This window comes from Xenorhabdus khoisanae (genome assembly GCF_001037465.1).
GTDB lineage: Bacteria > Pseudomonadota > Gammaproteobacteria > Enterobacterales > Enterobacteriaceae > Xenorhabdus > Xenorhabdus khoisanae.
The window spans coordinates 17841-39052 of sequence record NZ_LFCV01000035.1; the positions used below are offsets into that span (position 1 = coordinate 17841).

The 21212-nt window shown below is 39.6% G+C and carries 16 protein-coding genes and 1 pseudogene; 4 read left to right on the plus strand and 13 right to left on the minus strand.

Annotation, left to right across the window (positions count from 1 at the left end; all coding sequences use genetic code 11):
• Positions 1 to 182: 182 nt before the first annotated feature.
• The 3 genes and pseudogenes from AB204_RS06605 to AB204_RS06615 form a co-directional block, all read right to left on the minus strand.
• Positions 183 to 749 (minus strand): annotated as a pseudogene (locus tag AB204_RS06605) (tyrosine-type DNA invertase); the annotation flags it as partial.
• Positions 750 to 1588: 839 nt separating this feature from the next.
• The gene (locus tag AB204_RS06610) at positions 1589 to 2947 is read right to left on the minus strand and encodes an L-cysteine desulfidase family protein (RefSeq protein ID WP_047962589.1); all 1359 of its coding nucleotides are present in this window, start codon (positions 2945 to 2947) and stop codon (positions 1589 to 1591) included.
• A gap of 79 nt (positions 2948 to 3026) precedes the next feature.
• The gene (locus tag AB204_RS06615; RefSeq protein ID WP_047962590.1) at positions 3027 to 4352 is read right to left on the minus strand and encodes an SLC5/6 family protein; all 1326 of its coding nucleotides are present in this window, start codon (positions 4350 to 4352) and stop codon (positions 3027 to 3029) included.
• A 1061-nt stretch (positions 4353 to 5413) separates the two neighbouring features.
• Between AB204_RS06615 and AB204_RS06620 the strand changes: the two genes are divergently transcribed.
• Genes AB204_RS06620 through AB204_RS06630 form a run of 3 tightly spaced genes read left to right on the plus strand, consistent with a single transcriptional unit; the run spans position 5414 to position 7151 of the window.
• Positions 5414 to 6085, plus strand: a complete 672-nt coding sequence (locus AB204_RS06620; RefSeq protein WP_047962591.1) for a CsgG/HfaB family protein — start codon at positions 5414 to 5416, stop codon at positions 6083 to 6085.
• Positions 6086 to 6135: 50 nt separating this feature from the next.
• Positions 6136 to 6492 carry a DUF4810 domain-containing protein gene (locus AB204_RS06625; protein WP_047962592.1) on the plus strand — a complete coding sequence of 119 codons (357 nt, stop codon included), beginning with the start codon at positions 6136 to 6138 and terminating at the stop codon, positions 6490 to 6492.
• Entirely contained in the window at positions 6492 to 7151 is a 660-nt protein-coding gene (locus AB204_RS06630; RefSeq protein ID WP_047962593.1) for a DUF799 domain-containing protein, read from the plus strand. The genes AB204_RS06625 and AB204_RS06630 overlap by 1 nt, the downstream gene beginning before the upstream one ends.
• Before the next feature lie 48 nt (positions 7152 to 7199).
• Here the strand turns inward: AB204_RS06630 and AB204_RS06635 are convergent, their stop codons facing one another.
• From AB204_RS06635 to AB204_RS06665, 7 genes are all read right to left on the minus strand, one after another.
• The gene (locus AB204_RS06635) at positions 7200 to 8540 is read right to left on the minus strand and encodes an MATE family efflux transporter (protein ID WP_047962594.1); all 1341 of its coding nucleotides are present in this window, start codon (positions 8538 to 8540) and stop codon (positions 7200 to 7202) included.
• A 230-nt stretch (positions 8541 to 8770) separates the two neighbouring features.
• Positions 8771 to 9814 carry a ferric ABC transporter ATP-binding protein gene (gene fbpC, locus AB204_RS06640; RefSeq protein WP_047962595.1) on the minus strand — a complete coding sequence of 348 codons (1044 nt, stop codon included), beginning with the start codon at positions 9812 to 9814 and terminating at the stop codon, positions 8771 to 8773.
• Between the two features lie 15 nt (positions 9815 to 9829).
• A complete protein-coding gene (locus AB204_RS06645) occupies positions 9830 to 11908 on the minus strand; it encodes an ABC transporter permease (RefSeq protein WP_047962596.1) in 2079 nt (692 codons plus the stop codon).
• Positions 11909 to 12016: 108 nt separating this feature from the next.
• Positions 12017 to 13048, minus strand: coding sequence for an ABC transporter substrate-binding protein (locus AB204_RS06650; protein WP_047962597.1), 1032 nt, complete (start codon positions 13046 to 13048; stop codon positions 12017 to 12019).
• 865 nt (positions 13049 to 13913) lie between these two features.
• Positions 13914 to 15209 (minus strand): MFS transporter family glucose-6-phosphate receptor UhpC, encoded by a 1296-nt coding sequence (uhpC, locus tag AB204_RS06655; RefSeq protein ID WP_047962598.1) that lies wholly within the window; start codon positions 15207 to 15209, stop codon positions 13914 to 13916.
• A 27-nt stretch (positions 15210 to 15236) separates the two neighbouring features.
• Complete coding sequence (locus AB204_RS06660; RefSeq protein WP_047962599.1) at positions 15237 to 16817, minus strand: MASE1 domain-containing sensor histidine kinase; 1581 nt, start codon at positions 16815 to 16817, stop codon at positions 15237 to 15239.
• Positions 16818 to 16820: 3 nt separating this feature from the next.
• Positions 16821 to 17450: a response regulator transcription factor gene (locus AB204_RS06665; protein WP_047962600.1), complete on the minus strand. Its 630-nt coding sequence runs from the start codon at positions 17448 to 17450 to the stop codon at positions 16821 to 16823.
• Between the two features lie 917 nt (positions 17451 to 18367).
• Here AB204_RS06665 and AB204_RS06670 point away from each other — a divergent pair.
• Positions 18368 to 18916, plus strand: a complete 549-nt coding sequence (locus AB204_RS06670) for a cysteine hydrolase family protein (RefSeq protein WP_072061402.1) — start codon at positions 18368 to 18370, stop codon at positions 18914 to 18916.
• An 86-nt stretch (positions 18917 to 19002) separates the two neighbouring features.
• Here AB204_RS06670 and speD read toward each other — a convergent pair whose 3' ends face one another.
• From speD to AB204_RS06685, 3 genes are all read right to left on the minus strand, one after another.
• Positions 19003 to 19803 carry an adenosylmethionine decarboxylase gene (speD, locus tag AB204_RS06675; protein WP_200898208.1) on the minus strand — a complete coding sequence of 267 codons (801 nt, stop codon included), beginning with the start codon at positions 19801 to 19803 and terminating at the stop codon, positions 19003 to 19005.
• A gap of 22 nt (positions 19804 to 19825) precedes the next feature.
• Positions 19826 to 20689 (minus strand): polyamine aminopropyltransferase, encoded by an 864-nt coding sequence (gene speE / locus AB204_RS06680; RefSeq protein ID WP_047962602.1) that lies wholly within the window; start codon positions 20687 to 20689, stop codon positions 19826 to 19828.
• Positions 20690 to 20799: 110 nt separating this feature from the next.
• Complete coding sequence (locus AB204_RS06685) at positions 20800 to 21147, minus strand: YacC family pilotin-like protein (protein ID WP_047962603.1); 348 nt, start codon at positions 21145 to 21147, stop codon at positions 20800 to 20802.
• Positions 21148 to 21212 lie beyond the last annotated feature (65 nt).

Genomic DNA, 21212 nt, shown 5'->3' on the forward strand with positions numbered 1-21212 from the left:
ATAAATTCGCTGCTCGTGTTTAATTAGAAGTTTATTTTATATTTTATCTTTTGAGTCTAAGGTTATGTGAAAAAATATAGCAATATATTAACAAATCTCAAACAATAAAAATAAAATCTATCCATAAACGGAGTTTATCATACGTATAAGAGAACGACTTATTTAGATGATAGTGGAATCGTTTATTTAGATTGAGTTTCCCAAATTCTGGAAAAACGTTTCACATTACTGGCTGTATAAATCACGGTATGTGAAATGTTACGATGCCCAAGATAATCCTGAATCAGACGTGTATCACGACCAAGATCGGCTAACGCATAACCACAGGCATGCCTTAACATATGGGGATGTGGAGAAACACTGACTGATGCTTGTTTTCCATAACGTTTCAGTAATCCATAGACTTGTTGCCGTGAAACGGCCCCGGATTTTTGGGAAAGGAACACCCAAGGGGAATCGGCTTCGCGCCATTTTTGGCGAACATTAAGCCATTTTTTCAATGCTTCAATTTCTTCTGGAATCAAGGGATGTGTAGTTGAAAGCCCACCCTTTAACCGCCTGATATGAATAATCGCTGAATTTAGATCGAGATCAGAAAGACATAGATTACACAGCTCACTAACCCTAAAACCGTGAATAAAACACATTAATAGCATGCAGTAATCCCGTTCTGCGTGACGTCCTTTTTTTGTTTCTGCCAAAATTGCGTCTATTTCGTATCGTGTTAAAAATTTACGTTGTTTCATGAAATTATCATTCCTATGAAATCAGAGAGATTAATTGTGAATAGCAAAGTATTCTGGCCAATCGAATACAATAAGCCACCCGTGTTTTTTGAATGTGATTGGAAAAATACCGAATTGATTTAATTGAAATACCGCAAATAAAAAATTTGCGTCTTCTGTTCGTCTTATTTTTCATGAAAATATTAATTGAAATCGTATAAATGTGTGTTATTTGATTCTTAAGTACAGAATGGAGCAATCATAAATAGAATTCCATATAAAAAAACTTTTCTATTGAATTTTACAACTAATCATTTCGCATAGTTTTTCTTTTAGTTTTTTATTCTTCTAAATTTCCTTTTAGGTGTATTGATTTTGTATTTTTACTGCATTTACTAGAAAAAGTAAATGATTTATCTAATTCGCTCATGTAATGAGCTGTTTTTGATTAAAAATTATCACCGGTGCGTGGCTTTTAGTTTAATGTTCTGATATTTATTTCAATATTGAATTTTTATTCTTCAGTTTTAAGCGGAAGTGTTAATCAAAACGAGGTTTTTGGAAATCAAAGGGATGGCGTTAAGGCTCTAAGACACTAAGAGGTGAATTAAAACGATGGGCAGGATTTAAGTCAGGATAACATCATTGGTTACTATTTCTAATGTATGTTGCTTTGGTTGGGAGGTTAAAAATCATTAATTCTTATTCAGTTTGTGAAATTTAATTAAATAGATATCCTCTATGATTATTTAAATATAGCTTCATCATTACAATGATTATTTACTGGAACGAATAGTGTAGAAGATGATTTTATTTGGACCAAAAAATACTCTCCTGAGCATTTTCTGGCCTCATCAGGTTATTTAGGCAAAGCTGGCCTTGTGCGCCATAATCTCAATGATTTGTATATCTGTTTGCTGCATGGCATGTCGTGCAAGTGAACATAAATTTGCGATGGATTGGTCTACGTCATTGGAAACAATACCATCACTGCCACTGACACAACTGTTATCCAGCGCCATCAAAACGGCTTTATAGGCAGCGCTGGCGCTGGTAGATACTTTCATTGCGCAACTGTTTGAAGCTCCGTCGCAAATCATGCCGCTGATATCACCTATCATGCTGCAAATTGCCATTGCAACAGGTTGATAGCGTTGTTCAATCAACCATGCAATTCCTGCTGCTGCCCCCATTGATGCCGTTGTTGCTGCGCAAAGAGCGGAAAGCGTTGGCAATTTGTTGTGAATGTAAATCGCCATCAGGTGTGACAGCATTAGCGCTCGTGCCAACTGTTCTTTATTGCACCCCAGATGTTCAGCTACAACAACAACGGGCATAGTTGCTGCGATCCCTTGATTGCCTGAACCGGAATTACTCATTGCCGGTAAAACAGCGCCACCCATACGGGCATCTGAAGCTGCGGAAGTGCGGATCATAATGTCGGAAAGGAGATCCCGTGCCAATAATCCTCTGTCACGTTGGCGTTGTAGAGTCATGCCAATGTGTAAGCCATACTGTGTGGTTAACCCTGCTTGAGATAGAGCATCATTCAAACGCGCGGCTTCCAGTATAAAGTGAATATCCTCATAAGGCGCTTCTATTGCAAACTCATAAACCTTAAAAGCGGTGGCTTGCTCAAGGCAATATTCAGTTTCATGATTGGCAACATATCCGTCGGTGTTATTTTCATCGGAATGACCGACCGCTGTATCGTTGGATTGAGATTGCTTATCAAATATCACACGGCCATTATGCTCAATTCTCACAATTTTGGTGTGGTTTCCCGCGATAGTGACTGTTGCCGATTCACTCTCATAAAACACTGTGGCTTCTGAATACAGAACGTCATCACACGGTTGTTGGATACTGACGCTGACAGCACCTTGCTGTAATAATGCCTTACTTTGCGCGATATCTTCAGGGGTGGCGTGCTGTAAGACTTCCAGACCCGCATCGGGGTTGCCACCCAATGCACCAAGTGCAGCAGCAACTGGCAACCCAACCATTCCCGTACCCGGCACGGTGACACCCATACCATTTTTCATCAGATTAGGTGAAACTCGTGCACTGATCCGCTGTGCAGGGCCGGATAGGTAAGATGCGGCTGTGGCCGCAGCAAGGGCCAGTGAAATGGGTTCAGTGCACCCGATGGCTGGTTTAACTTCCTTTTTGACGGCACGAATAAACTCATTCCACAACCGTGTGTGTTGTTTCTGACTCATATAAACAAACCTTAATGACAAAACTGATCGTAATTGGCCTTTCACATATAAAACTTCTTAAACATGAATTTTTTCCATGTCAGGAAAAGGCCAGAAAAGGAGAAACGCATAACAAGACCCCGGTAAAGATGATCAAAATGAGCGATGCTCCTTTATAGTGGTGCAGGCCGGGAACTTTATAGACCAGATAGGCGGGGATTAAACAACCAACGATGCCAAAGATTGGGCTACAGATGGAAGTGAAGCTCAATACCGGCGCATTCAGGATGATGGCGCTCCATGCCAATAAAATGGCAAAAACCATAATGCCATTTTGAACCCATTTTTCATTGATATTTTCGACAGGCATCAGGCGGCTAAGAATATTCATGGCAATCCCCTGACTGGCTTCGCGGAATCCGAGATAAACACCAAAAAAGGCAGTCATCACAGCGAAGATATTGAGCATGACACTGACGACAATGACCCAACCGCCGGGAAAGAACTGAGCGGCAACCGCTAGTGCAGAAATATTCTGCTCATAGGCTTTGATAGCTTCATCGTGTCCCATTGCCAGCGTAAAAGAGACGGCATAGAAAAATACGGTACAAAACAGGATGCCAAAAGCAATGTTCATGGCTCTCAATGCCTTGTGGCGGGCAACTTCACGTTTTTGTTCCCGGTTACGATAAGAGATGATCATCGGGCTTAGTGTTTGAATGAACAAGATAGAAGTGAGCGTAAAAGGCAACGTAATAATGGCTTTTTTGATTAATAAACCGAGAGGAGGTAATGCCCCGATATTGTATAAATGCCACATGCCTATCATGGAAAGCCCCAGTGCGGCAACGACAAATAATTTTGTCATCACCATCAGGCTGGATATCTTGAACAGTAATCGTTCACCACGGGATGAAATAGCGACCAGCAGGCAGATTAACACCAGCCCATAAAATGGATTTTCCGACATTAACTCATCAGTAATGCCAAAGGTTTGTAGATAAGAAGCGCTGTCATTGGTTATGGCGGTGGAATAAACAAACATCCAGATCACCAGCATAATAAAATAGAGCACTCCCAATAAAATGCCCCAGTTTTTACCAAGATAACCACTGATGACACTGGGATAATCTTTGCATTCTGGTGATTCAGCAAGCGTGTTGATAAAAAGTCGCTGAAAAAGATACATGGCAGGATAGCCAATAATGGAAGAAAGCAGGAAAACCCACAACCCCATTAATCCGACCTGGACAGGCAGAAAAACAATGCCCGCTCCGATAGCCATACCAATACTCATGATAACCCAACCGGTATCGGTATTATCGAATTTTATCGCCTTTTTCCATTCATCTTCTGTCATGTTGGCGCACTTGGCTGCCGGAGATAAGTGGGGCGTGACATCATTGTTTTTTGCTGCTGTTTTCATAATAGCACTCGCTTACATCTTTGGTATTTTAATGGGCATAGAACAGGCACAAGGGGAAATACATCACGTAAACACGATTAACCACTCTTTTAGTGACGTTATTGTCGTGTGCTGATAGTAAATGATTTCAAAGAGAAAAAATTTCCCTAAACACTCCATCTGATACGATTTCAGAGAGAACAACTTCTTCATAAAGAAGAAATGGCTACTTATTGTTTTCAATGAAAAACCGCAAAGGGAGATTGTGCAAAAAAGAAAACTGGTTTTCTTGTATCATCTTGATAAATAAAGTAATTGAATTTAAGTAAGAAGGTCTTATGAGTATTTGTGATATTAACAATTGAAACAACCAGAGGGAAAAATTGTGTACTTTATCACGCTTATTTTTGTTCAAAACACCTTGTTAGTATTAAATCCTTTTTATTGTTAATATTATGATGTAGTTCAGCATATTAATCTAGAGTTTTTTACTGGTGAAATTGTTCAGTATATGAACTTTATCTGGGTACATGGATTGGAAATAGCACCTTATCCGACGTTAATAGGCTTTCGTTTATTATGGTTAAACAGATATATCCAAGAGAGTTAAAATTTATTTTTATTTAAAGTATAATTTTTCATTGAATATCAAAGGTGATTTTGTTTGATTCAGATAATAAAATAGACTGACTGTATCACTATAAGTAATATAGCTATCTTAATTCCTTAGTTTATCAATAATAATCCGGTGGATTATAATATTATTTCCTTTAGTGGATTTTATATAATAAAAGCGATTGAATTTAACTCATCAATAAAAGATTGACATTAATACTGGGGAACTAATTCCCTCCTGAATGAGTCTTACTGAATTTGTGATTTTTAATCATTATAAAACATTAGGTTAGTGAATGGTTTGCTCTCCTGACTTTTGAATTAAATAGACTTTTCCTATAACAATATTTATTATTATTTCGTTTGATGTTAGTAGCATTGGTGTTAGTGGGACTGATGTTAGCAGCATCCGCCTGTACAAAAAATCGGGCACTTTTATTTAAACATTCATTCAGGAAGACATAATAATGAAAAGCAAACTCACATTAGCCTCGCTTTGTCTGGCTTCTCTTATGTTGGCTGGTTGTGCGACAGAATCTTCATCAACACTGCCGGTACAAAAAGTCACTTCTTATAAGACTACTTATGCAGGCATTCGCAGCCCAATCGCTGTCGGGAAATTCGAAAACCGTTCAAGCTATCAAAATGGCATTTTTTCTGACGGCATTGATCGTTTAGGAAATCAGTCAAAAACAATTCTTGTGACTCACCTACAGCAAACCGGCCGTTTTAACGTGTTGGAACGTACCAATCTGGCTGAATTGAAAGCTGAAGCCGGTTTGCAGGGCAAGGCTCAGAAACTGAAAGGGGCTAATTATATTATTACGGGTTCCGTGACTGAATTTGGCCGCAAAGAAGTCGGTGATCATCAATTATGGGGCATTTTAGGCCGTGGTAAATCACAAGTTGCTTACGCAAAAGTGATGCTGAATGTTGTGAATGTTGAAACCGCCGAAGTTGTTTTTTCTTTTGCCGGAGCAGGGGAATATAAACTTTCCAGTCGTGAAATCATTGGATTTGGCGGTACTTCCAGCTATGACTCTACCCTGAATGGCAAGGTGTTGGATTTGGCAATCCGCGAGGCGATCAATGATCTGGTAGCTGGCATTGAAAGCGGGGCATGGAAGCCAACTATCTAATTTACTTAGGTAAGTGTATTTCGGAAAGTTTATACAAGAAAGAGAGCTGTATGTTTTTGATGAAAAAGACGGGGATGTTGTTAGGCGTACTGCTATTGGTGGGATGTGCAAAAGCACCGAAAACCATGTACGTATGGGGTGATTATCAGCAAACGCTTTATCAGTATTACCAGCAGGATAAAACCGGGCCACAAGAGCAGCTTCAGGCATTGCAAAAAGTGATTGAACAGGCCAAAGCTAAAGATAAACCGGTTCCGCCTGGTTTGCATGCACAAATGGGACTGCTTTACAGCAAGGTTGGTAATATCGAAGATGCTTTCCAGCAGTTTGAAATAGAGAAAAATTTATTTCCTGAATCAGCGCCTTACATGGATTTTCTGTTAAGCAAGAATAAGGGAGTGAAATAATGAACCGTTTTCTGGGGGCAATGGGTGCCTTATTATTGCTGGTTCTGTCAGGATGTGTCCAACATAAACCGTATGACTATTCAGCACTGAGGGAAAGTAAACCTAAATCTATTCTGGTACTGCCTGCGGTCAATAAATCGGTGGAAGTACAGGCTTCCGGCAGTTTGCTGTCTCAAGTGACTTATCCGCTGGCAGAATCCGGTTATTATGTTTATCCCGTTGCTGTGGTTGAAGAAACCTTCCGTCAAAATGGCGTGACAGAAGCACAGGATATCCATAATCTCAGTTATAAAAAACTGTATGACATTTTTGGTGCGGATTCCGCTCTTTACCTGAATATCACACAGTACGGCACGCAATACCAAATTATTAACAGTGATACTCGTGTTAGTGCAACAGCCCGTTTAGTGGATTTGCGTACGGGTAAACAGCTGTGGAATGGTATTGCGACGGCATCTTCCACAGAAAATGATAATTATTCTAGTGGTGGTCTGGTTGGTATGTTGGTATCGGCTGTTATTTCTCAGATCGCGAATACCATTACGGACAGAGGCTATGATATTGCAGGCATTACCACTAATCGCCTGTTAAGTGCAGGTGGAAATGGTCATTTGCTGTATGGCCCACGCTCTGAATTCTATGGTAAAGAAAAGTTATAAGTTTTGAAATAAAAATGCCGCAACGCTATGCGGCATTTTATATTTAAATCAGATATCCAATCGCTTGGTCTGCCATTTTTTAGACTTCCAGCGCCATGCGTTAACTAACCCACGGATCCATTCATCGCAGAAGAACCCTATCCAAATTCCCAGAATTCCCATCCCCATCGTTATTCCCAGAAAATAACCGACAGGAATGGAGATGCCCCACATGAAAATTATTGCGGTACAGAGTGGAAAACGGGCATCACCGGAAGCGCGCAGGGCATTGACCATCACAATGTTGAAGGTACGTCCCGGCTCCAAAAAGACGGAGAGCAGGAATAGCGGCAGCAGAAGCTCGATAATCTTCTTATCTTCCGTCATAAGCTCAAGGAGCGGCTCCCGGAAAATCCAGAAGGCCAATACGACGCCGATTGTGACGATAACGCCGATTTTCAGGCTCTTGATACCGCGAATATAGGCATCCTCGAAGCGTTTTGCGCCAACAAGGTGACCAACCATAATCTCATTACCAATGCTGGTGGAGATACCGAACAACATAATGAACAGAGACAACTGGAAATAAAGCGTCTGTGCAGCCAGAGAAGTTTCCCCCATCAGGCCGATAAACGCTTGTGCGGTCATATATTGCAGGATCCAGACCAGATTTTCACCGGCGGCGGGTAAGCCGATATGCAGGATTTTGCTCAACATATTCTTAGACCAATGTACGAGCAACTTAGGCTCAAATTTAATTCTCAAGCCACAGAACAGTAATCCGCAGAGTAAAATAACGGCAACAGTACGACCAAATACGGTAGACCACGCCACGCCTTCCAGCCCATATTGAGGCAGCCCGAAGAACCCATACAGAACGATCATATTGCCGACAACCGTCAGCAAGTTGGCAATCAGCGTGACATACATCGCCGTTTTCGCTTTACCATAAACCCGCAAACAGGCAGCCAAAATAATCGAAATAGCTTCAGGTATCAGACAGATACCAAGAACATGCAGATAAGCAAACCCATCCTCCATCAGATTTTCGGGCAGATTCATGATATGCAGGATCTTATAACCGAAGAAAATCGTGATCAGCGCACAACTGAAACCCAGCAAAAAATTAAATGCAATAGAGATATGAATCGCTTGACTGGCTTTATCACGCTTCCCTGATCCCAGATATTGTGCGATGACAACACTGCAACCTACACTAATGAAATTGAAAATCGTAATGAAGAGATCAAAAACATGATTACCCACTCCCATCGCGGCGAGATAAGAAGAAGAAATATGGCTGACCATGTACGTATTAATTAATAACGTCGCCATATGCAGAAAGATATCAATGAAAATCGGCCAGCTTAATGAGAAAAGCGAACGATCAACAACATCAGACTGATGCATTGTAAAACCTATTTATTAGAAGTGAAATGAATGGACTTTTTGTGGTGTGACATACCCAGAAAGTGTAGAAGATTTTACAGGGTTTATTGGTGAGTTGATAGGCAGAATAGGTGATTTATCTCTATGGTTTTGTGAAGAATTTGGCCGGATAAAAAAGCGCCTGCGGTGATGACCGCAGGCGCTTTGTGTGACGGATTTTGACTCTTACCGAACACACATTTTGCTTGTAGTTACTCTTCTAAAATAAACATTCCAACAGGATGAATTTCCAGATAATAATTTTCACCAACTTTCGGTTGTAGTTGAGAGGCATTGACCTGCAACAATAATGTTTGTCCATGCCAGTCAACGGTCACTTCATATTGTGCTCCCATATAGGCAACATGGTTGATTTGGCAACGTTGACTTTCATTCCCTTGTTGGCGAAGGGTAATCGCCTCCGGGCGAACGCCAACAGTAATGGATGCCTGTGTTGTCGTGAAATTAGCCGGGCGTGGTATCCGGTATTGGAAAATCTCCACATAATCTGCATCTTGTGTGGCAGAGAAAATATTGGCATCTCCCATAAAGCTCGCCATAAATTTTGATGCAGGTTGGCAATATAAAGTTTGTGGTGAATCCATCTGCATGATCTTTCCTTTGTTCATGACCAAGACAGTATCAGATACAGCAAAGGCTTCACTCTGATCATGTGTGACATAGAGAGAAGTGATATTGAACTGTTGTTGTAATTCACGAATTTTTTCACGCATATTGCGGCGCAGGTTAGCGTCAAGGTTACTTAAGGGTTCATCAAACAGCAGAACTTTAGGTTTGAGGATGAGGGCGCGAGCTAAAGCAACACGCTGTTGTTGTCCCCCAGAAATCTGATCAACATAGCGATCTTCAAAACCACTCAAATCTACCAGTTCCAATGCCTCTCTGACACGTTCACGGATCTCTGCTTTTGGTCGCCCCAGCATTTTTAATCCATAACCAATGTTTTCCCCCAACGACATATGCGGAAAAAGGGCATAAGACTGAAATACCATGCAAATATCCCGTTGCTGGATAGAGCGATCAGTAACATCCTCTCCATCAATGAAAATGTTGCCTGAGGTCGGTTTTTCCAACCCTGCCACCAGCCTGAGTACCGTCGTCTTACCGCATCCTGATGGCCCCAATAAAGTGACCATATGCCCTTGTGGGATGGATAAATCCAGCGAGTCGATTACTGTGTTGTTACCGAACCGTTTGGTCACATTTTTTAATTCGACAAAATGTCGCAGTGTCATATCGTCACTCCATGATTACTGGGTATTTTTAGCTTTTGAGCGGGAAATACGCGCTTCGCCAACTAAATAGTCAAATAGGAAAATTACCGCCAGCATGACCACAATCAGAATGGAGCCATATGCGATAGCCAGACCATACTCGCCATCTTCAACACGATTCAGGATATAAGCTGTTGCTACACGCGTATCAGGGGTCACCAAAAATACAATGGCACTAACCGTGGTTATGGCGCGCACAAAGCTATAAACCAATGCAGATAAGATAGCAGGACGTAAGAGTGGCAGCAGAATATGCAATATTGTTCTCATCGAACCCGCCCGCAGGCTGAGAGAGGCTTCATCCAGCGATTTATCAATCTGACCAAGCCCTGCAATACCGGCTCGAATACCCACAGGTACATTTCGCATTGTCATGGAGATGATGATAATGAATGCCGTACCTGTGATATAGAATGGTGCATTATTAAAAGCCAGAAGATAAGAAATTCCCGCTACCGTACCGGGAACTGCAAAACAGAGCATCGTAGTGAATTCAATGACTTTCTTGCCCCGGAATTGCTGGCGCACCACGATATAGGCAATTAATAGCCCGAAAACGGCAGTAATTGGAGCGGCAATGCCAGCATATAGCAGCGTATCTAACAACGAAGGCCATGCGCCATCACTCATTCCTTGACCAAATAGCTTGATGAAATTATCCAGAGTCAGAGAGTAATCCACGCCCCAGTTGACGGTAAAACTGCCGTAGAAAATACTGCCATAGAGCAGGATATTGAATACCACCCAGACAAATAGCAGGGAGCAAACACCCCACACCAGTGAAACGGGCAAAGGCTGCACATCGCCACGGTAAGATTTACCGGAAACCGTGACATAAGAACGTTTGCCAATCCAGAGATATTGAACACAGAAGACCAGAAGTGAGAAAACCAACAGTGATGCGCCCAGTGTGCTGGCGGCTTGATAATCAAGCTGTGAGCCTGTGATATAGAAGTAAATTTGGGTAGCCAGTACGTCAAAGTTACCGCCCAATACCAGAGGATTACTGAAATCAGCCAGAGATTGAACAATGACGATCAGGAAAGCATTGGCAAGAGCCGGTTTGAGTAACGGTATAAAAACATGGAAGAAAGTTTGATAGCGATTGGCTCTCAGGGTATAGGCCGCTTCTTCCAAAGAAGGATGAATTGTCTTGATGGCACCATCCAAAATCATGAACGCCATTGGTGTAAACGCCAACACCTGGGCAATCCAAATCCCCGTGAAACCATATAACCAGTTTGTGTTAGTTAAACCAAACCATGTAGACAGAAACTCTGTGATATAACCGGAGCGTCCCATCATTAGAGTGACACCCAATCCGACAACAAATGGCGGTGTTACGATTGGCAAAATGGAGAACACCCGCCCAATGATGGCGGAACGTTTGGCGATTCTGGCGGTGTAAATCGCCAGCACCAATCCAAAGAATGTACAGCCAAAACCGACTGCAACAGAGAGCAGCACAGAATTGACAATAATTTTCAGTATATGGGATTGTCCGAGTATCGATAAAAACGCGAAGGGTGCGAAATGACCGGACTCATCCGTAAACATGGGAATAAAGATGGCGATACTGGGGAAAAGAATAAATACCCCAATCAACGCAATGATTGCTACCAGAGAACCAATGACGAAATTGTCACCGCCAAGCCATTCCAAGCGTGCGAGAGCCAAGGTAATAATTGCTCCCAATGCGATAAACAAAGCGATGGAGGAGTAACCTAACCCGCGTCCGGCTAATGTAGCACTGGTGATAATGAACAGTGTGCATAGCAGGGCATATCCCGCGTCAAAATAGTGACGTTGACGAGAGTTGCGATCGGCGGGAAGCCGTGGACGCAATAGCAATACTGATGGCAGCAAAAACCATAATATGCTGATATTAAAATCGTTCCAGCCATAAGCTGCCAGAATTTCTTCTTGTGTTGAATCAAAAAGGCCGTAATCCAGACTCCATGATGGCAGCAGAGCAAATGACAACCATGCCAATATAACCCACCAGAAAACAGAATCCCGCCCCTGCTTTTTCTGCAAGGTAAGGGTATGAGACATAATTCCCCCAATAAAATTTCACGAAGAGAGTACGTAAATCACATGATCAAGCAGCGAATAGATGTCTATGGCTCACTGCCTGAATAGGTATTATTTTGATTTAAAACGTTATTTTCCCATTTTAACTTCTGTGAGCCACTTATTGATCAGTTGCTTACGCATGTCATTGGAACCATATTTATCCATGTCATAATTGATAAGATTCAATTCAGTAGGATTCAGTGTAATGGGGGAGGATTCTGCCGTGGTATTGGTGAGGATCTGGTAGGATTTCCCTTGCTTCCAACTTAGCTCTTGAGCTTCTTTGGACAGTACCCAATCAACAAACAACTTGGCGTTATCCATATTGCGGGCATTTTTGATAATGCTGACACCACCGATTTCATAGCCAGTGCCTTCACAGGGGGAAATCAATTTCATTGGTGCACCATTTTCGACTTCCAGTGAATAATCATGCAGGAAGCCAATTCCAATGGCTGTTTCACCACGTGCGGTATTACGTGCAGGAGCAATGCCGGATTTGGTGTATTGGGAAATATTACTGTTAAGTTTTTTCAGATAATCAAAAGCTTCATTCTCACCCCACAATTGGATAAAAGTTGCCAATGCGGTATAGGAAGTGCCGGAACTTTGTGGATCGGCAATTTGAATTTCACCTTTATATTCTGGTTTAGTCAGATCTTTCCAGCATGTCGGGACGGGGAGATTTTTTTCTTTCAAACGTACTGTATTCACACCAAAACCCAGAATTCCCATATAGACGGCAGAAGAATAATTTCCTTTGCGTTTTGCCGGATCGCGGAACTGAGGCATGATTTGAGATAAGTTCGGTGATTGATAAGGTTGCAGGAGATCCAATTCACCGGCTTGGGAATGGGGATCAAGTGTACCGCCATACCATACATCTGCTTGTGGGTTGCGTTTTTCTGCTTCTATTTTAGCTAATGTACTACCTGTGTTATTACGAATAAATGTAGTTTTGATATTGTATTTTTCGCCAAAAGCACGCGTTTCTGTTTCACATAGGGCATTAGTACCGCTGCAATAAACAATCAGTCTGCCTGCTGCTTGGGTATTGCTGGTTATAGTAGCTGCTGTTAGCCCCAGAGTGATTAATGCGGCGATATAATTGAGTTTCATTAATGATGTCCTTACTTTCAGAATTTCTACTTTGGGTGGGTTAAGATGAATATTAATAAACGAAACTCTTATTATTAATTTTAAAATAGAGTCCTGCCGATTCATTCTTTGGACATCATGATAAGGTTAAATTTTTTATGCAAATTAATAGAGTAAATTTGCAAACCAGATAACAAAATCAATAATTTCTATTGAATTCTTTTTATTTTACAGAGTATTGGACTATGTTAAATAGGAAGCAAAACTTGTTGGTTTTATTTGTTTTTATAAAGTTTAATTAATGAGGTGTTATTATTTTTGTTAAGCGTCTAATGTTAAATAATTACTTTTAACTTTGTTTTTAGAATATTAATTTTTTATTTAACTATTTGGTCGAATGTTGACTTATAAAAGAATAAATTTTCCAACTATTATGGGCCAGTGAGATAATTTCATGTCTTATCTCTTTTCAAAGCACTCCATATTATTTACTTTATAATACTTACCACATGATAATTACCTCATAAGTAGTATTAATATCCGGATTTTTATAACAACTGATGTCGAATGTGAAAATCAACAATAGAGTGTTTAATGAACAGGCATTGTTTTGCAGTATAAAATATATTCTAGCATATTTATTTTTCTGTGAAGAAAATAAGTTTGAATGAAAATATAAAACACTTCTATTTATCATTGCTATGACTTTTTATTAACATTCAATTCATTAGGGAAATTGTAGAATACGAGTGACATTTTGTGAAGTATAAAACATATCTAGAGCGGAAACAGCCGTAGTGTATGTAGAATCGGGCTGCCTACACTCTAATGTGATAGATTCAGTAAACCTATCGGTGATCTTTTGGAATTAAATATGACTATTTTGTTAGGTTTTTTTACTGTGTTTGTTAATATCTGCGATTAATAGTGGCATTAGTAATAATCCCATCAGTGCAGCAGCTAACGTGAGCAAAGCAAACATACCAGACCAGTCGTAGTTGTTAATTATTTGACTTAGCGGCCATCCTGCGATAGCTGCGCTAAGGTAGGCATATAGACCCAAATACCCAGTGACTGTACCGGCAGCTTTCTTATGACAGTATTCCGTTGCGGCTAATCCAATTAGCATTTGCGGGCCGAAAACAAAAAAACCGATACTGAAAATACAAGTGGACAATAAAATATAGTGTTGTATAGGAACTAACCAAAGAGCGGTTACTGAAAAAAACAGTCCGATAGAAAATAGCAGAATCATTGGAGTTCGTCGGCTACGAAAGAATATGTCAGATCCCCATCCTGAACAAAGTGCACCTAACAAACCACCTAGCTCAAATAGTGAAAGGGTAACATTAGTGCTGAATAAGTTGGCTCCATGTTTTTCTGATAACCAAAGATTACCCCAGTCATGTATTGCGATCCTAATGAAATACACCAATATATAGGAACATCCAAGGATCCAAATGGTACGATTGAACAAAATTGTTTCTTGTAGGATTTTCATCATTGACATTGGTGGAGATGAGTGTTCTTGTCTTAGCTCCATTGCATCTTGCCGCCAATGTCCGATGCTAGGTAAACCGTGTTGTTGTGGAATGCCTGGTAGTTTTTGGCATAACCAGATTCCCAATATAATGCTAATAACTCCAGGGATCAGTAGAGCAGCTCGCCAGCTATAGGTTGTTGTTAACAGTGCGGATAGTAGTGTTAGAAGAATTCCACTTATATTTATAGAAATATTCCAGCATCCCCACCAGAAACCTCGTTCATTACGGGAATACCAGTGAGTTAATAGTCGTGCACAGGGAGGCCATCCCCATCCCTGAAAAAAGCCATTTAGTGTCCAGACAATCAACAAAGCGGTTAGTGATGAGCAAAAGGTGAAAATGATATTGAGTATTCCAGTTACTAATAATCCAGCTCCCATAAACCAGCTATATCCAGTATGGTCATGGAAAATTCCTGATACAAATTTTGAACAGCCATAAGCAAGATAAAAGAGACTGGCTATCCAGCCAATATCATCTTTATTTAGCATCAATTCTATCTGCATTTCAGGCATAGCAATATTCAAGCTCTTACGTGTTAATTGAAATGCGGCATAACCCACAATCATTGATATCAACAGATGGCTTCTCCAATAGCGATAATTTTGTGAAATCTGCTCATTGCTATTGGTTTGCATAATAAATCTCCATAAAAGCCTTAGAAGCTATAGTTTTAGTACGTCAGAAATGATTTCTGATGATTTAATATTCTCATCAGAATTTATAGGTAAATTAACAACAACATGAGTTCCTAGTTGAGTATTTAAGCTCCAGTTACCACCAAGGACACGAACTCGTTCTTCAATACCCTTCAAACCAAACCCTGTATTTTTCTTATCATCTATGATGCCAACTCCATTATCACTGACTTGGAGCTGAATTAAATTTTCTTTCTGTTTTAAGATGATCGTAATGGTATTAGCGTTGGCATGTTTACTGATATTGTTCAGTAATTCTTGAATAAGCCGATAAAGAGTTAAGGTGATGGTGCTATTCTTCGGCTCTTGTGGAAGTCGATAATCAAACTGGCAAATAATGTTTTGTTCCTCGAAAGCGAATTCATTTACCAAGTGACGAATGGCCTGTTCGAATGACATTTCATCTAAGGCTGGTGGGCGTAGTTCGCGTAGTAGTTGACGAGTAGATTGATGAATTTGTTGGGATAGATATTTGATCTGCTCTGCTGCTTTTATTACCAGTGGTGAGTTTGCTGTACGTTTTACCAAGGTAGATTGGATTTGAATCGCAGTGATATTTTGTCCAATTTCATCATGTAATTCTCTGGCAATATTTTTGCGGATCTCTTCTTCAATGTGTACTAGGTTTTGCATTAAGGTATAACGTGCAACTAATTCTTTTTCCAATCGTGCACGATAATGACTTAGGTTACTTGCTAGCTGTTGCTGCCGACTGATAGCTATACCAAGCCCAATACCTAATAAAGCCTGGGTAGTCAAAAAGATTTCCAATTCTTGGAGTTCACTAAATGAGCCACTGGATTGACGAGCAAAAGTTACTATCAAGCTACCTAATAATGCAGAAAAAACACCGCCTTGCCAACCATAGCGATAAGCCATAAAAACATTGGGAATAAAGACTAAAATTGATAAAAGTCCTTCAATTTTTGGGGATAAAAAGAAATGCCCACTGATCCCTAATAAACTGAATAGAAAACACCACATTAAGAAAGATGATCGTAATTGTGGATAGAATGAATCGTCTGTAATATGGTTGTTTTTTAAACTTTGCTCATATAAATAGATGTAAATCAGATAAACAAACGGAGATAAAAGAACACCTCCGGTGATTGAAGCGAGAAAAAAAAGATTTACTTTAGATGATGGTGAAAAACTTAGGCAAAAAGTTTGTAACAGGCTATTAATAATAACGCCAATTAACAGAATGGAAAGTTGTTGCCAATAAAGAGAATAGCGTTTCCAGATTTGTTGAATCATTAAGACCGTGATCAGGCTGATCCCTGGAGAAAATAATATAGCTGGGTTGGTAATTAACTGTTCGTTAATTAACCATGACAGCATACTGATTTCACTGATAATGAGGAGCGGTAAATAACGCCTCCATAACAGAATCATCAGAACCAGCCTCAATCCTTGTGGTAGGAAAAGCACTGCCTGTTGCCCATCCTCATGTAAATAAAAACTAATGATCCAAAGTGAAATCCAGCTAATTGAATAGAAAATAAATATAAATAGAGATTGTAAACCGAAACGTGCTTTCCAATTCATTTACTAACCCGTAATGATTTGATGTTGTAATGCGTAATGAACAAGCTCAATAGTGGAATCGCACTGCAATTTACTAAGAATATTAGCACGATGAACATGTACTGTTTTGGGGCTTAGCTCAAGTTGTTCAGCTATATCTTTTACGCTAACACCATTGATTAGCAATTTAAAAATTTCTTTTTCCCGTGAGGTTAGTATTTGTAATACGGTAACTTCTTGGGGTCTCTGACGCAGGGCCTTTAATGCGTCAGAGCAGAGGTAAATTTCTCCTTTATGAACAGTTCGTACAGCTTGGATTAATTCTTCTGGCCCACAGCATTTTGTCAGATAGCCGCGTGCACCTGCATCAAGTGCACTCTGTACCAGAGCCGCAGTGTCATGAATACTGAGCATGATAGTACGAAAATTAGGGCATGTGGGGCGTAACCGTGATAGAAGCTGTAAACCACTTTCAATGGGCATGGAAATATCCATGATCACGATATCAATCGTTTTTTTTAGTAAATCTGACCATGCTTCACTGGCACTGCTGTATTGACCAACGATTATAATGTCATCTTCAAGAGTCAATAATTGAGCAAAGCCTGAACGGACAACAACATGGTCATCAATAAGAGCAATTTTTATCTTCATTTTTATTGTTTATTGTAGGGTGTTTATTATAAATCTAGTTATATATCATAATGTTCATAAAATAAAAATCATGCAAATAATTAAACCAAAACTGTTAATTGGATAACAATTTTTGTTGTAAAACAACTAAATTATATTACCTTGGATTTTTTTTTATTATTTTAACTGTTGTTTTTATATGCGCCATAACATAGTAATTACTTTTTATTTAGTCGGTCGTTAGTAGGTGGAAGATCGTTCCAATTACATTAATTGGTTTTTTTGCTTTGCAAAATGAAATAAATAAATTTAAAAAACAAATTAAACTATATTTAAAGATATTTACTTTGTTTTATATGTTGTTTTTCAGTATCTGATAGCGTTAAATTTTTACCATGATTCTTTATTGGTCGGATTATGCTGAAACGAAATTACTCTTTCAATAGTCACATGCCTTTACCTTCAAGTTGGGCTTCACATCCATCACAATCCATCAACATCAGTATCGGAAAATTTTACTAGATATGTATTGTTAGGTTTTAATCATTACTGTTCCTTAATATTTATAACCGTATTTAAGTGGCCTTATGTATAGGACTACATTACTATATTATCAGCTTTTCATTTTAGTATCGTATGTATGACATGGATTAACATTATTACTTATATAAATAAATTGATTTATATCATTGAAAGTAAATCCAACTTCACATTGTAAAGTTATTTGATTAAATTGGTTGTGGTATTATTATGCATGAGGTAAGAATATCATATCATTTTGTATATTAGGGAGTTATGATTTTTTCATTTAAAGTAATTAAATATTCAATATTTTTTTACAAAATAAAACAATATAACACTATTATCAAATAAGATTTTTTTTGATTATGGTTTTTTCTGAAAAATTCCACATGCAAAAGTAAAAGAAGGTCTTACAGATGAAAGCTCTTATTGTAATCGACATGTTGAATGATTTTGTTACAGGTGCTCTCGCCAATGAAGAAAGCGCGCTGAAAATTATTCCCGTGATCCAGCGGACGATCAACTATGCCAGAAGCCGGAACGATTGGTTGGTGGTGTATGCCAATGATGCTCATTGTGCAAGTGATCAAGAAATAGATATTTGGGGAGAACATGCGTTGGCAGGAACGAGGGGCGCTGAAGTTGTCGCGGAATTAGCCCCTATCGGCGCAGCTCGTGAAATTATTTCGCCCAAGCATTTTTATAGCGCTTTTGATGGAACTGATCTGGAAGAAGTTTTAAAGCAATATGGTGTTAAAGAAGTTGTCCTGACAGGGCAACATACTCATTGTTGTGTTCAGCATACCGCTTATGGCGCATTTATCCGAGGTTATGATATTAAAGTATTGTCAGATGCTGTTTGCGTCTTTCCGGGGGTTGACCAGAATACCGCCCTTAATTATTTAAAAAATATGTATAATGCTGAAATTATAACGAGTGCTGAGTTAGGTGTTCCGTCAGAATAGGGTAACGAGACTCTCACCGAAATGGAATTTAATGACTGGCAGATTAATTTGCTGCCAGTCAAATAGGTTAGATAGAATGCAAATATTTATAGATTAGGTAAATTCCTGCCGTAATAAATTTCCTGTATCTCTTTTTTAAGTAAGCGGGTGATCTCTTTCTTTTCCATTTCGCTTAATTCTTCTGCTGTGGTATTGAATAAATACTCATTCAGATCAAATTCTTTCAACATCATTTTGGTATGGAAAAGGTTTTCCTGAAAAATATTTACATCCAGCATATGGTACTGAGATTGGATCTCTTCTGTCACATAATTCTGAATGGAATTAATTTCATGGTCTATGTAGAGTTTTACGCCACTGACATCCCGGGTAAAACCACGAACACGATAATCCATCGTCACAATGTCAGATTCCAATTCATGGATCAGATAATTTAGTGCTTTAAGAGGGGAAATTACACCACAAGTTGATACCTCAATATCTGCCCTGAAGGTACATATACCACCATCTGGGTGGCTTTCTGGGTAGGTGTGTACACAAATGTGGCTTTTGTCTAAGTGGGCGACGACAGAATCAGGAAGTGGGCCTGGATTTTCTGTATTATCCACTAAATTAGGGTCAATGGGTTCTTCACTAATCAGAATGGTAACGCTCGCTCCTTGTGGGTCATAATCTTGGCGAGCAATATTAAGAATGTTTGCACCAATGATTGAACAGGTTTCACTGAGAATCTCAGTCAGGCGGGTTGCATTATACTGTTCATCAATGTACGCGATATAACTGTCGCGATCGGCGTTTGTTTTTGCATAACAGATATCATAAATACAAAAACTTAAGCTTTTTGTGAGATTATTAAAGCCGTGCAATTTCAGTTTGAGCAATTTAATTCACCTCCCGGCTAATGGGGGATTATTGGTTTCCAGACAGTGCATTCAGTAAGTATTGTGGTAATGCAAAACTTCCTGCATGTATGGCAGGTGTATAGTAACGGCAGGCTATGGCCGCACTTTCAAAGCGCTGTTGCAGTGTTATCAAAGGAACCTGACGCAAGGCAGAGTCTTGGGTTGCCCATGCAAATGTCATGATCCCACCATAATAGGTCGGAACGGCAGCCTGATAGAAACTGCTGTCAGCAAAATAACGACTCAATTTTTTATGGCTATTGACGGCTTCATCCTGTTGCAGGAAACAGACGCCATTTTGGGCTACAAAAACACCGCCTTCGTTTAAGCAACGGGCACAGCCTTCATAAAATTCAGAGGTAAATAGGCCTTCACCTGGCCCGGCGGGATCGGTACAGTCAGAAATGATGACATCAAATTTTTCAGACGTGGTTTTGACAAAACTAACACCGTCATCAATCACCAGTTTGAAACGAGGGTCGTCATAAGCCCCTGCATTATGGTTTGGTAAGTATTGGCGGCAAAACTCAACTACACCAGCATCAATTTCTACCATTGTGATATTGTCGAGATAGTGATGACGACAGACTTCACGTAGCATTCCACCATCACCACCGCCAATGATTAAAACCTTTTTAGCTTGACCGTGGGCAAATAATGGCACATGAGCCATCATTTCATGATAGATAAATTCATCGCGCTCCGTGGTTTGAACTACACCATCAAGCGCCATAATGCGACCTAACTCTGTATTTTCGAAAATGATTAGGTCTTGGTGCTCTGTTTTGTCATGATAAAGCACATTTTCAACTGTAAAATATTGACCGAAATTGGAATGCAACGTTTCATACCAAATTTCTTTTTGTGACATGTTTAGGCATTTCTCCATTGTGATGTTCCCAGGAATTGGGCACACATAATAGCCAACTATTAACTTAGTTGCACTGCGAAATTGACCTATAGAGATATTTTGTTAGGGAACTATTTTACATAAGCGAGTAGGCTAAGAGAACGTCGTGCAAGAGAACGACATTTAACTTCATGAGGTAAGTTAATTTCCTTTAAGTCGTTATAACCTAATTGATTCAATTCCTCCATTAACTGACCATCATAGTTACTGAGATCCCAATTCTGGCGTTGGGCAAAATAGATAATTGTGCGTCTGATCTCACGATCTGGGATCTGGCTATAGCCACAGTCATATTTCAGGTAAATATAGACCGCAGTCAAATCAGCAAGATTTTCAGCTTCACTTTCAGACAGGGCTTTTGCGGGTTGCGCAAAACCGAACAGAACCAGGATGTAAGTCAATAAGGCAATTTTTTGCATAATTTCTATTATACTGATTTTCTACTGTTTTACTTAAATTATCATATTAATATCTGTGTTAGCCA